Genomic DNA, 13,179 nt, shown 5'->3' with positions numbered 1-13,179 from the left:
TCTTGTTCAGTTTTGTTCAGATAACTCGTTCCAGTCGATGATTGCGTGCAGATAGGCGCGATAGGATTCTAATGCAGCGTGACGGGTCCGCAGGCATTGTTCCACAATACTCAGCCATTCAAAATACCGGATATCGCCACTGCTGAGCCGCAGCGCCGCTTTGCGCTCTAGTTCGGAGATCAACGGCAGTGTCTGATCGCGGTAGATCGAATATTGCTCGCCGGCAGCCTGTAGGCGTTCCTGCCGCTCGAGTCGTTCACGCCGGAGCCTGATCTGTTCTGCTTCCTGCAGGAATCCGGCTTGCGCCCAATTGGCTTTGGCACTTTTGACACGGGCACGTGCGCCCCAGTAAAACAAGGGTATACCTATGCCGATCTGAACCGATTGATAACGGTCGTTCTTTCCCAGCAGGACCTCTCCTTCGGGTAATCGTTGAAAGCCCGAGAAGGACTGGCTCACGACCCCCAGCGTGAAGTCGGGCCCCATGCTTGCCTGCTCGAGCTTCCAGCGGGCCCAGGCCGATCGTTCGCGCCAAGAGGCTAATTGGAGTAAACTGTGTGTACCGTGTGCTTGGGCGTCGGTGTCAGGTAGTCCAAGATCAGCTTCCCACCCGGCAGCATCGGAAGGCAACAAGTTGGTAGTCGTTCCCAATAATTCGCGGAACCTGGCTGCAAGGATGGTAAGGTCGCGTTCTGATTTCAGGACTTCACCGCGCAATTCTTCCCGGCGTGATCGAACACTCAACACCTGCAAGGGATCATTGTCACCGGAGCGGTGCCGCAATTCTTCCAGCGCCGCGGCTTTAGCGAACAGGCTGTCGGTTCTCTTTAGCAGCGCCAGGGTAGCTTCTGCCATTCGATAGTCTGTGAAAACCTGACGGACCTCTTTGCGTAACCGCAACGCGTACAGGTTGGTCTCCTGTTCCGCAACCGATACCTGGTACCGGAAGTAGCGACGTTTATTGGCATAATAGACCGGCGAAGAAAACCGCTGTTGAACGCCAAAGCGCCGGTCTTCGTAAGGACTATTGATCTTGCCACTTTCGTATCCGAATTCGGTTGGTGAAAACTCATACGCGTTGCCACTCAGTTCATCGGCTGCTTCCAGGTTCTTCCGCTGGGCTTGTATTCCACTGTTATTTTTCAACGCGGAATCGATGGCAGCCTTTAATCCTATGGGTGTAGCAGGTTCCGTCTGCTGAGCCGTCAGATTTGTTGCGCCCAGGCAGAACAGGAGCAGCAGAACCGTCGGTAGTGCTTTGCGCAAACGTCGGTTCTCGAGATGCTCTTCGGAGAATTGATAGAGAACGGGCAGCACCAGCAGCGTCAGTAAGGTTGCGCTGACCAGTCCGCCGATCACCACAGTGGCGAGCGGGCGTTGCACCTCGGCCCCGGCACCCTTACTGAGCGCCATCGGCAGAAAGCCCAGCGAAGCCACGGCAGCGGTCATCAACACAGGACGCAAACGGATCCGGGTACCTTTCACGATTCTCTCTTTAATGGAATTTACCCCGGACTTTTTCAGGAGGTTGAACTCGGTCACCAAAACGATTCCGTTCAGTACGGCTACACCGAAGAGGGCGATAAAGCCGATCCCGGCCGAAATGCTGAAAGGCATCCCGCGTAGCCAGAGGGCGACAATGCCGCCGATCGCTGATAAGGGGATGGCGCTAAAGACCAAAACACTTTGCCGGATCGATCCGAAGGCGAAGTAGAGGAGCAGCAGGATCAGGCCCAGTGCTATCGGAACCGCAATGGCGAGTCTGGCCTTGGCGGCGATCAGATTTTCGAACTGGCCGCCGTAAGTGATCGAATAGCCGGAAGGAAGATACAGTTTTGTTCGCACACGTTCTTTGAGTTCTTCCACGATGCTTTGTACATCCCGCCCGCGAACATTGAATCCTACCGTTATGCGTCGTCGGGCATTCTCCCGCTGGATCTGATTGGGACCGACCTCCAGGTTGACATCCGCCAATTGCGAGAGCGGGATCGGACTTCCGTCATGCAACAGGACCGGTAATTCCCGGAGGTCCTGAAGGTCGGTCCTGGCGTTATCGTTCAGTCGAACCACCAGGTCGAACCGGCGGTCATCTTCGAACAACATCCCGGCCGAGGCACCCGCAAATGCGGTCTGCACGGCCTGGTTCACTTCATCCACCCGAAGACCATACGAAAGCAAGGCTTCGCGCCGGTACCGGACAACCAGTTGCGGCAACCCGGTAACGGCTTCGACATACAGGTCCACTGCACCGGGAACTTGTCGTACTTCTTCTCCAAGTAGTGTTGCGTAACGGGCCAGCGAGTCCAGGTTGTCGCCGAAGATCTTACACACCACATCCTGCCTTCCACCGGTCATCAGTTCGTTGAATCGCATCTGTACCGGGAACTGAAAGCCGACCGAAATGCCTGGAATCTCTTGCAGGGTAGTACTCATCTTCTCTGCCAGTTCATCGAACGATTTTGCGCTTGTCCAGTGTTGCTTGTCTTTCAGGATTACCATCATGTCCGATGCCTCGATCGGCATCGGGTCGGTTGGAATTTCTCCGCTACCGGTTTTGGTCACGACTTTTTCCACTTCGGGATATCGCTGCTTCAAGAGTCCGGCGGCTTGTTGAACCGCGGCCACCGAGGTGGACAGGGAACTTCCGGTAAGGACGCGCGTGTCAACGGCAAAATCTCCCTCTTCCAGTTCCGGTATGAATTCACCTCCAAGACTTGCCAGCACGGAAATCGATCCGCCAAAGAGCAGAATGGCAAGCAGGAGGACGCTGATGGGTTTTTTCAGCACCCTGTTCATTGCGGTTTCGTGCCAATGTTCCAACCGGCGCAAAATCCGATCCGCCAAATTGGGTTTTGTCCTGATCTTCCTGCTCAGGATCAGCGAGCTCATCATCGGGATATAGGTCAATGACAGCAGGAATGCCCCAAGAATGGCAAACGCGACCGTTTGTGCCATCGGCTTGAACATCTTGCCTTCGATACTTTCAAGCGAAAGGATGGGTAGGTAAACTACGAGGATGATGATCTGCCCGAATACCGCGGCGTTCATCAATTTGCCGGCGGCGGTTCCGACTTCTTCGTTCATCTCAGAACGGGTGACCATTCCATGTCCCCGGAAATGTTTTCCATGATGCAGACGGTGCAAGACCGCTTCGACGATGATCACGGCTCCATCGACGATCAATCCGAAGTCCAACGCGCCAAGGCTCATCAAATTTCCACTGACACCGAAGGCATTCATCAGGATGATGGCGAACAAGAGTGAAAGCGGTATTACCGATGCCACGAGAAGCCCTGCCCGAAGATTGCCCAGGAAGATCACGAGGATAAAAAGGACAATGAGCGCGCCTTCGAGGAGGTTCCGTTCCACCGTGGAAATGGCGTTGTTGACCATTTTGGTCCGGTCGAGAAATGGCTCGATGGTGACGCCCTCCGGCAAGGTCGTTTCGATTTCGCGGATGCGGTCTTTCACAGCCTTGATGACGGCTGAGCTGTTTTCTCCTTTGAGCATCATGACGACCGCGCCGGCAACTTCACCTTCATCATTATAGGAAAGCGCGCCGAACCGGGTGGCATGACCCAGCCGAACTTCCCCAAGGTCTCCGATCTTTAGCGAACTCCCGTCCGACAGGCGCTTGACCGGAATCCCCGCGATCTGGGTTTTCGATTGGACGAGGCCTTCCGTACGGATGAAAAGCGCATTCGGTCCTTTCTCGATGTAGCTGCCTCCTGCGTTCTGGTTGTTGGCGTGGAGTGCTTCAAATACGGTTTCCAGCGACACGCCATAGGAGCGAAGTCGGTTGGGGTCAATCGCCACTTCGTATTGTTTCACTTTTCCGCCAAAGGAGGAAACATCCGCCACTCCGGGCGTACCCAGTAGTTGCCTCCGGATGATCCAATCCTGGATGGTCCTCAGGTCCAGTTCGGAATACCGGCCCTCATAGCCGGGCTTTGCCCTGACGACATATTGAAAGATCTCACCCAGTCCCGTGGTCACGGGGGCCAGTTCCGGATTGCCGCTGCCATCCGGTATTTCATTGCGAACGGTTTGCAGCCGCTCATTCACCTGTTGACGTGCCCAATAGACGTCGGTCGCGTCATCAAAGACGATCGTAACCAGTGAAAGCCCAAAGCGGGAGAAGGACCGTTGCTCGATGATCCCCGGGATGTTACGGGTAGCCTGTTCGATCGGAAACGTGATCAGTCGTTCAATATCACCGGCTCCAAGCGCGGGCGATACCGTGATGATCTGGACCTGGTTGTTGGTGATGTCGGGAACCGCGTCGATCGGTAATCGGCTGGCGGAGTAGGCTCCCCATACGACGAGACCGAGGACCAGGAGTCCAATAATGAGTTTGTTCTCGATGGAGAATCGAATGATGCGTTGTAGCATGATGTGAAAGCTTCCGGATCATGTGCAAAAGGTCCATTGACCTGATGCGGATCCGGTGGGTTGGAAATAAAATGAAAAGAAAAAAAGATCAGCCGAGACGAGGGGGCTGCCAAACGCCATTCCCGTCGGCATGACGGATCTTTACATCCAGTGGGATATGTATCCGGTTAATGACCGGAGAAAAAAGCCGGATGCTGAACTCCCGAACCTCGCCGGACGAAGCGACCAGTTGCGAGCAGGCCGTGGAATGTTCGTGGGATTTGAACGGAAGATTCTCATCATGCTCCGGTTGATCGGCGTGCCGGGTGTTATAATGCAATGCCAGATAATCGTCGACACCCATACCCGGTTGTTCCATCCGATGCTCCAGATAATGGGAGATCAGACCCGGAAGTTTGAACAATTCAATTCCGTCCGCCCCGGTGAGCAGAAAACTCAATGACAGAAAAAAGCTGGTGGCACGAAGCACGATGAACAAATATAACCGGACTTTTCGAATGCAAACTGAATTTCCGGGTTAATTTCCCTTAACGAAAGGTTCATGGGCGTACGACCAAAACCGGTATTTGGACGCGATGCCGGACTTTATCGACAGTGGTACCGAAAAGCAGATCCTTGAAGCCCATGTGGCCGTGAGCGCCCATGACCAGCAAATCAGGTTGAAAATCCTTGACCAGATCCGGGATAGCCTTACGCGTGGTGCCAAAACCGATACGGTACTCGACCTTGAACCCTTTGGCACTCAGGTCCTCCTGGTACTTTTCCAGGTTCTTGCGGTCACTCAGCATTTCCATATCCCGGATATCCTGTCGCATGACCATTGCACCGGCGGATTCTACAACATGGATCAGACAATACGTCGCGTCCTTTCCTCCTTGTCCTAAGGCGGAAGCAATGGAAGCTTCGTCGGACTGGGAGAAGTCGACGGTAATAGCGATTCGACTGTACCGGATGCTTTCTACTTGGCCAAGTGTTCTGGGTCCACCGTGCGGCGCGCGTGCACTGGGGCGAACAATGCGCGGAAACAGTGGTTTGATGGTTACGTAAAGCAACAGCGCACCCACAGACAAGGCCAATGGGATGACCGTCCAGGCCAGCAGCGTGGGATCCGCACTGGCAGACAACCAGGCGCTGATCTCATCGATGACCAGGCGCACATTCAAGCCTACGATGATCGTCGCGGACAGCCAGGCGAGTGACTTCACCCACCAGGAAATCCGGAAGTCCCCCATTTTTTCTTTATCCGAAGTGAAATGGATCAGGGGAATGATCGCGAATCCCAATTGCAGGCTGAGAATCACTTGTGACAATACCAGCAACTCGCCGGTCGCGGACTCGCCGAAATAGTGGATGGTAAGCAGTGCGGGAATGATCGCCACCAGGCGCGTGATGATTCTGCGGATCCAGGGCGATAATCGGAGATGGAGGTAACCTTCCATTACGATTTGTCCGGCCAGGGTTCCGGTGACGGTAGAACTTTGACCGGCGGCGATCAGGGCAACCGCGAACAGGACAGGCGCGAGTTTGCTGCCGAGCAGCGGCTCCAGGAAATGGTGCGCGTCCTGGATCTCACTGACCGTAAACATGCCGTTTCTAAAAAAGGTAGAGGCGGCCAGTACCAGGATGGCGGCATTGACAAAGAAGGCGAGATTGAGGGCGATGACGGAGTCGATAAAATTGAACCGGATCGCGCGTCGAATTCCGGAGTTGCTGCGGTCGATCCGCCGGGTCTGGACCAGTGATGAGTGCAGGTAGAGGTTGTGTGGCATCACGGTCGCCCCGATGATGCCGATCGCGATATACAAGGCGGCTTCGTTCGGCAGGGAGGGAACGAAGCCGGTAACGACCTCGCTCAGGTCCGGTTTTGCCAGGATCATCTCCGTCAGAAAACTGAGTCCGATGATGGAGATCAGCGACAGAATGAACGCCTCGATCTTCCGGATGCCGAAGTTCAACAGGAAAAGGAGCAGAAAAGTGTCCAGCACCGTGAGGAGAACGCCATAGATCAGCGGTAGACCGAACAGTAACTGAATGCCGATGGCCATTCCCAGCACTTCGGCGAGATCGGTGGCAGCGATGGCGATCTCGGCCAGGAACCAGAGAAACAGGTTCACGGGTCGGGAATAGGTTTCGCGCGACGCTTGAGCAAGATCCCGTCCCCGGACAATCCCTAATCGAGCCGAAAGACTCTGGAGGAGTACGGCCATCAGGTTCGACATCAGCAACACCCAGATCAACGCGTACCCGAAACGGCTGCCTCCGGCGATATCGGTTGCCCAGTTGCCGGGATCCATATACCCCACGGATACCAGGTAGGCGGGACCTAGAAAGGACAGCAGCTTTCGGAATCTTCCCTTATGTACAGTGGTATCGACGGATCCGTGAACCTCTGAAAGGGAGTCGTTGGAAGAAGTGGTCATCGTGAAAATTTATTTGCCGGTTCGCGTGAATTGCCGCTTCGTCGAAGCGCGTTTTCCTGCCTGTGCGGGTCGCTGGATGAATAGATGGCGCATCAGCGGTTCCGCAAGATAGAGTTGGCGCCTGCCGGGCCGGATCCGGATCCGCGCAGAGCCGTCGAAGGCATACCGGTCCTCCAACTGGATCCGGGTTCCCAGCCCGATACCCAGCTCGTCCAGTTGACGCAGGAATTCGGGATCGTCCGTTCCTACGCTGCACAGAATGCCCGATTCACCGGGTGAAAGTTCCACCAATCTGAGCTCGCGACGGTCCGGCATCCGTCCGCGGCTGTCCGGTATCGGGTCGCCATGCGGATCGAAAGCAGGATGCCCCAGGAACGCTTCCAACCGGTCGGTCAAGAGATCCGACTGGATATGTTCCAACTGTTCGGCGATGTCATGCACCTGGTCCCAACCAAAGCCCAGGGATTTTACGAGAAACATTTCCCACAGCCTGTGCTTGCGGATCGTTGCCAACGCGGCCTTCCTGCCGGCCAGGGTCAACGAAACGCCGTGGTACGGCCGGTAGTCGACGAGCCGCTTTCCCGAAAGCCGCTTCAGCATCTCGGTGACGGAAGCGGCGGTGGTGTTCAGATCCGCAGCCAGCACATTGGTGCCGATCGATCCGCCTTCCGACTTGGACAGGTGATAGATGGATTTCAGGTAGTTCTCCTCAGAGGTGGAATGCGCCATGGGATAAATTTAGGCAAATATATAAATTAAATTTAGGTTAGCCTAAAAAAGTTTAACCGCCCCGATTGCTCGGATTCATGGCCGGTCGGAGACCCCGGATGTTTGAGCTTTAGCCGGGCAACGCATTCCGATTATCTTTGCGGCCGATGTCGCTGTACCGTTCCTTCCTGAAACCACTCCTGTTCCTGTTCGACCCGGAGCAGGTGCATCATGCGGTCTTTGGTATCCTGCGAAACGGGATGCGTATCCCGATCGTGCGGCCGCTGGTACGGTCGATGTACCGGGTGGACGATCCCGGCCTGAAACGTACCGTAGCCGGATTGGAATTTCCCAACCCGGTTGGCCTGGCAGCCGGCTTCGATAAGGATGCCCGGCTGTACCGGGAACTGGGTGATCTCGGTTTCGGCTTTGTCGAGATCGGTACGGTGACCCCGCGACCACAAGCCGGAAATCCCCGGCCTCGGTTGTTTAGGCTGCCCCTAGATGAAGCCCTGATCAACCGCATGGGTTTCAACAATGCCGGCGCAACCGCCGCGGCGGAACGATTGCGAAAGCGACGCCCCGGATTGATCATCGGCGGGAACATCGGAAAGAACAAGGATACACCCAACGAACAGGCGGTGAATGACTACCTGCTGTGTCTGGAGGCTTTGTATCCGGTGGTCGATTACTTCGTCGTGAATGTCAGTTCCCCGAACACGCCCGGTCTCCGCGCGCTGCAGGAGAAAGAACCCTTGTTGGCGATTCTACGGCAACTGATGAAACGGTGCAGTGATTTGGCTAAGGGAGGGAAAGCCAGACCGGTTTTCCTGAAGATAGCGCCGGATCTCAGCACGGAACAACTGGACGATATTGTCGCGGTTGTCCTCGAGGCGGGCTTGGCCGGTGTGATCGCTTCGAATACGACGCTGGACCGGAGCGGATTGAAGACCGCTTCGGAACAGGTGGAGGCCATCGGAGCCGGTGGACTAAGCGGACGCCCCCTGACCCGTAAATCAACCGCAGTCATCCGCCACATCGCCGGGCGCGCGCAAAAGCGCTTCGCCATCATCGGCGTGGGTGGAATTCATTCACCGGAAGAAGCTCAGGAAAAGCTGGACGCAGGAGCCGATCTGGTGCAACTGTACACTGGCTTCATCTACGAAGGGCCCGGACTCGTGAAGCGGATTCTGCGCAGCCTCGTACGATGAGCAGGTTTGGGCCTCAGTCTTCGATTACCTTACCGCTGCCGTGTTTCAGCACCTTGGCTTCGAGGTAGAAGATGATCTCCTCAGCAATGTTCTTGACCTGGTCCCCCGTACGTTCGAGCTTGCGGATGGTGGAGATGATGTGAAGGGCGGGAGCAATGTGTTCCGCTTCCTTGCGGATCAGGGCTTCCACGACACGGTTGGCGCTCCCGTTGATATCGTCCAGCACATCGTCCTTTTTGAAAACACCTCGGGCCAGCCGGGTGTCTTCTTCATTGAAGCATTTCCGTACATCCTCCAGCATTTCAATGGCGAGGGTATACATCTCGTCCAGACGGGTCACTTTCAGTAAGTCGCCGTGAAACGGTGCATCGGCTTCGATCACATAGCGTGCGATGCCGTCGGCGATGTCTCCGATCCGTTCAAGATTGGAATTGATCTTCAACACCGCCAGCACAAAGCGCAGGTCGATCGCAACGGGGTTGAACAAGGCAAAGATGTTCTCGCAGTCCTTGTCGATTTTCAACTCCAGTGCATTGACGCGCTTTTCGTTGAAATTGACTTCGCGCGCCAGGTCCTTGTCGAAATCCAGCAGTGCGATCCTGCCTTTTCGGAGCTGGGAAATGACCAGTTCGAACAGTTCGACGGATTCGTCTTTGAGTCGTTTGAGTTCGACGTCCAGGTGCGTCATGATGAAGGAAGTTGATACAGTTTTTAATGATAATCGTACGGCAACTATGAGCCAACAGCGCTCAGCCGAATCGGCCGGTTACGTAATCCTGGGTGCGTTTGTCCCGGGGATTGGTAAAGATGGTCGGTGTGGTGTCGTATTCGATCAGTTCCCCAAGATAGAAGAAGGCCGTCTTATCCGAAACACGACCGGCCTGTTGCATGTTGTGGGTGACAATGATGATGGTGTACTTGCTCTTGAGTTCGTAGATGAGTTCCTCGATCTTGGCTGTGGAGATCGGATCGAGCGCGGATGCAGGTTCGTCCATCAATAAGACGGAAGGTTCGATCGCCAGCGCACGCGCGATACAGAGTCGCTGCTGTTGTCCGCCGGAGAGCTCGAAGGCGGATTTTTTCAACTTGTCCTTGACTTCCTCCCAGAGTGCCGCCTGGCGCAGAGAAGTTTCCACGCGTTCTTCGATGAATGATTCGTTTCCGATACCGTTGACACGCAAACCGTAGGCGACATTTTCAAAGATGGACTTCGGGAAGGGGTTCGGCTTTTGGAAAACCATACCGACCCGCTTACGCAGTTCATCCATCCGCATGCCGATGTCCTTCTTGTAAACATCGCGCCCATCGAGCAATACATCTCCTTCTATCCGGACATTATCGATGAGGTCATTCATTCGGTTGAAGAGTCGCAGATACGTGGACTTCCCGCAGCCGGAAGGACCGATGAGCGCCGTCACCGTATTGGCTTCTATGGCGATGTCAATACCCTTCAGGGCGTGGAAATCTCCGTAGTAGAGGTGGACGTTCCGGGTTTCGATCTTATTCATGGAGCATCAATTCATTTTGACTTTGTTGCCAAAGTAACGACGGAGCGCATTGGCGGCCAGGTTCAGCAGGAGAACGATCATGACCAGCACGAGAGCCGTGCCGTAAGCCATGTCGCGCGATGCCTGGATATCGGTTCCGCTGGTGGAAATAACGTACAAGTGATAGGGAAGCGCCATGACCTGGTCAAAGATGCTGGAAGGCAATTTAGGCAGGAAGTAGGCTGCTACGGTAAAAAGGATCGGAGCCGTTTCGCCCGAAACCCTGCCGACGGAAAGGATAAGACCGGTAATGATATTCGGTGTTGCGATCGGAAGTACCACCCGGCGGATGGTTTGCAGTTTGGTCGCGCCAAGTGCCAGGCTTCCCTGCCGGAACGATTGATCGACCGCCAGCAAGGCTTCCTCCGTTACCCGGATCACGACAGGCAATGCCAGCAGGCTGAGGGTAAGGGAGCCGGCCAGGATGGAATCGCCGAACTCCAGTGTATTCACGAAAAGCGACATGCCGAAGAGTCCGAAGACGATCGAAGGTACACCGGCCAGGTTGTTGGTCATCATCTTGACAAATCGCTTGAACCAGGAATCCTTCATGTATTCATTCAGATAGATGCCGGCCATGATACCGATGGGGAACGAAAAGAGCATGCTGCCGACCATGAGGCAAAGCGTTCCGATGATGGCCGGATAAATCCCACCGGCGGTCATGCCATCTTCCGGCATGCTGGTAAGGAACTCCCAGGATATCGTCTTCCAGCCTCTGATGAAGATGAAGTAGAGTATCCAGAAGAGCACCCCGACCACGAACAGGCTTAAGATCCTGAACGTCCAGAAGGCCAGTTTTTCTTTAAGTTGTTTGGTCATACTCAACGATGGCGTTTCTGTTTTCGGGAAATGGATTCTACCCACAGGTTGATCAGCATGGTGAGTAGAAAGAGTATGCAACCAAGTGCAAACAGCGCTTTATAGTGGACACCGCCTTGCGGCGCTTCTCCGAGTTCTGCTGCGATCGTTGCCGGTATGGTTCGTACCGGTTGGAGCAGGGAATGAGGCATGACGGCTGCGTTGCCGGTAACCATCAGCACGGCCATGGTCTCACCGATGGCACGCCCGATACCCAGAATGGCCGCGGCAGAGATGCCGGAAATGGAATAGGGGATCACGACCCGGTGAATGGTCTGCCAGCGGTTCGCGCCCAGTGCAAGCGAAGCTTCCTTCATGGCACGCGGCGTATTGCGGATCGCGTCTTCCGATACCGTAATGATGGTGGGAAGCGCCATGATGGCGAGTACGATCGATCCCGCCAGCGCGGTTTCGCCGACGGGTAACTGGAACACATCGTGAATCATGGGCACGATGACGATCAAGCCGAAGAACCCATATACGACAGACGGGATGCCTGCCAGCAGTTCGATGACCGGTTTCAGGACTTTGCGTACACGCTCGTCGGCGACTTCTGCCAGATAGATGGCCGTAGCCAGACCGATTGGAAGCGCGAAGAGGATGGCGAATATGGAGACCATCAGGGTGCCCAGAATGAGTGGGAGCACTCCAAGCTGTACGACCGGCTCGGCGGTAGGAAACCACTCTTTACCGCCAAGAAAATCGGGAAGATTGTTCTTGTCAATTTCAATTACCTTTCCGGGGAAGGAGGCGTTCCGGTACTTGGCATTGATTACCGCCAGGATGTCGGGAAAACTGTCGACCAATTGATTGATCCGGTCCGGCAGGAACTCGAATTCGGCCCCCAGTTCTTCTTCGGAAAAATAATTGGTCAGTTCATTGATCGTCACGATGCGGATCGAATCCGGCTTTCCACCGATTTCATTCCAATGGGTGATCTTCTGATCAAAAATGTCTTTACACTGCGTCGCGCTGAGGTGGCTGACGGGATTACCCGCATGCACGACCAGGAGGTTATTGTTCTCGACCGGTGAGGTGGAAAAGAGTGAAGCGCCTTCCCGGAACAGGAAAAGAACGATCAGCAGCACCGTAAACGTGGTTACGGTACCGCTGATCGTCAGGAGGCCTTCGACGAGGCTTTCCAGGAATCGTTTAAATCGTGTATTCACAACCTTTTTCTGAGGGTTGTCGCAGTTTTATTTAAGCCGGATGTAACCGACTTCGTCTACGATCTGCTGACCTTCGGAGGACAAGATGAAGTCCACAAACGGTTTCACCAGCTTTTCTTTGGAAGTCTGATAGTAATAATAGAGCGGACGAACGACCGGATAGGTCTTGTTGATGGCGTTCTCCTTGGTGGCCAGGACATAGTTCTTGCCCCCATCGTAGGAAACTGCAACGTCTTTCACTTCTTTCGTTACGTAAGCCAGGCCGACATACCCGATCGCACCCTTGGTCTGACTGACGGACTGGATGATGGCGCCGGTCGCCGGCATGTTCAGAACGGTGGAAGCATAGTTCTTCCGATTCAACACATGCTCTTTGAAGAACTCATACGTGCCCGAACTGGTTTCGCGGGAGTAAGCCACGATCGTGAGATCCGCTCCGCCGACTTCTTTCCAGTTCTTGATCTTACCGGTGAAGATCCCTTCGATCTGTTCGCGGGTAAGCTTTGTTACTTTATTGGCAGGATGTACGATAACGGAAAGCGCGTCATTGGCGACTACCACTTCCTTAAACGGCTTCCCGGCCTCCTGAAGTTTGAGACGCTCGTCCATCTTCAGTCGTCGGGATGACATGGCGATATCCGTAGTGCCATCCATGAGGGCGGCAATTCCTACGCCCGAACCGCCACCGACGACCGTGACTGAATTTCCGGACATCTTTTTCATGTACCGTTCCGCTTCTTTTTGTGTAAGCGGAAGCACAGTGTCGCTGCCTTTTACGACAATTTTCTGACCCAGGGCCTGAAAGGCGGTAGCCAGGATCGACAGGATAATCAGTGTCTTTTTCATTTTCTTATCTGCTGATAGTTGTATC

Annotated in this window: 10 protein-coding genes; 1 reads left to right on the top strand and 9 read right to left on the bottom strand. The window is 54.7% G+C overall.

Features of this window, described 5'->3' with window-relative positions:
• Nucleotides 1-6: 6 nt before the first annotated feature.
• The 4 genes from IPJ96_09460 to IPJ96_09445 all read right to left on the bottom strand — a co-directional run bounded on the left by IPJ96_09460 (nucleotide 7) and on the right by IPJ96_09445 (nucleotide 7,541).
• Nucleotides 7-4,392, bottom strand: coding sequence for a CusA/CzcA family heavy metal efflux RND transporter (locus tag IPJ96_09460; GenBank protein ID MBK7910574.1), 4,386 nt, complete (start codon nucleotides 4,390-4,392; stop codon nucleotides 7-9).
• An 88-nt stretch (nucleotides 4,393-4,480) separates the two neighbouring features.
• Nucleotides 4,481-4,861, bottom strand: coding sequence for a hypothetical protein (locus IPJ96_09455; GenBank protein ID MBK7910573.1), 381 nt, complete (start codon nucleotides 4,859-4,861; stop codon nucleotides 4,481-4,483).
• A gap of 70 nt (nucleotides 4,862-4,931) precedes the next feature.
• Nucleotides 4,932-6,812: an Nramp family divalent metal transporter gene (locus tag IPJ96_09450; protein MBK7910572.1), complete on the bottom strand. Its 1,881-nt coding sequence runs from the start codon at nucleotides 6,810-6,812 to the stop codon at nucleotides 4,932-4,934.
• Between the two features lie 9 nt (nucleotides 6,813-6,821).
• On the bottom strand, nucleotides 6,822-7,541 hold the full coding sequence (locus IPJ96_09445; GenBank protein ID MBK7910571.1) for a metal-dependent transcriptional regulator: 720 nt from the start codon (nucleotides 7,539-7,541) through the stop codon (nucleotides 6,822-6,824).
• A gap of 152 nt (nucleotides 7,542-7,693) precedes the next feature.
• Here IPJ96_09445 and IPJ96_09440 point away from each other — a divergent pair, with 152 nt between their 5' ends.
• Entirely contained in the window at nucleotides 7,694-8,731 is a 1,038-nt protein-coding gene (locus IPJ96_09440) for a quinone-dependent dihydroorotate dehydrogenase (GenBank protein MBK7910570.1), read from the top strand.
• 13 nt (nucleotides 8,732-8,744) lie between these two features.
• On the opposite strand, the gene phoU is transcribed toward IPJ96_09440, so the two are convergent.
• Genes phoU through IPJ96_09415 form a run of 5 tightly spaced genes read right to left on the bottom strand, consistent with a single transcriptional unit; the run spans nucleotide 8,745 to nucleotide 13,154 of the window.
• A complete protein-coding gene (gene phoU / locus IPJ96_09435) occupies nucleotides 8,745-9,422 on the bottom strand; it encodes a phosphate signaling complex protein PhoU (GenBank protein MBK7910569.1) in 678 nt (225 codons plus the stop codon).
• Nucleotides 9,423-9,480: 58 nt separating this feature from the next.
• Nucleotides 9,481-10,239 carry a phosphate ABC transporter ATP-binding protein gene (locus IPJ96_09430; protein MBK7910568.1) on the bottom strand — a complete coding sequence of 253 codons (759 nt, stop codon included), beginning with the start codon at nucleotides 10,237-10,239 and terminating at the stop codon, nucleotides 9,481-9,483.
• Between the two features lie 6 nt (nucleotides 10,240-10,245).
• On the bottom strand, nucleotides 10,246-11,100 hold the full coding sequence (pstA, locus tag IPJ96_09425; protein MBK7910567.1) for a phosphate ABC transporter permease PstA: 855 nt from the start codon (nucleotides 11,098-11,100) through the stop codon (nucleotides 10,246-10,248).
• A 2-nt stretch (nucleotides 11,101-11,102) separates the two neighbouring features.
• Nucleotides 11,103-12,308: a phosphate ABC transporter permease subunit PstC gene (gene pstC, locus IPJ96_09420; GenBank protein ID MBK7910566.1), complete on the bottom strand. Its 1,206-nt coding sequence runs from the start codon at nucleotides 12,306-12,308 to the stop codon at nucleotides 11,103-11,105.
• A 27-nt stretch (nucleotides 12,309-12,335) separates the two neighbouring features.
• Nucleotides 12,336-13,154 (bottom strand): PstS family phosphate ABC transporter substrate-binding protein, encoded by an 819-nt coding sequence (locus IPJ96_09415; GenBank protein ID MBK7910565.1) that lies wholly within the window; start codon nucleotides 13,152-13,154, stop codon nucleotides 12,336-12,338.
• Nucleotides 13,155-13,179: the final 25 nt, after the last annotated feature.

The organism is Bacteroidota bacterium, assembly GCA_016713765.1.
Taxonomy (GTDB): Bacteria; Bacteroidota; Bacteroidia; order AKYH767-A; family 2013-40CM-41-45; genus Pollutiaquabacter; species Pollutiaquabacter aromativorans.
Note: the sequence above shows the minus strand (reverse complement) of the source record. Positions and strands in the feature narration are given on the sequence as shown.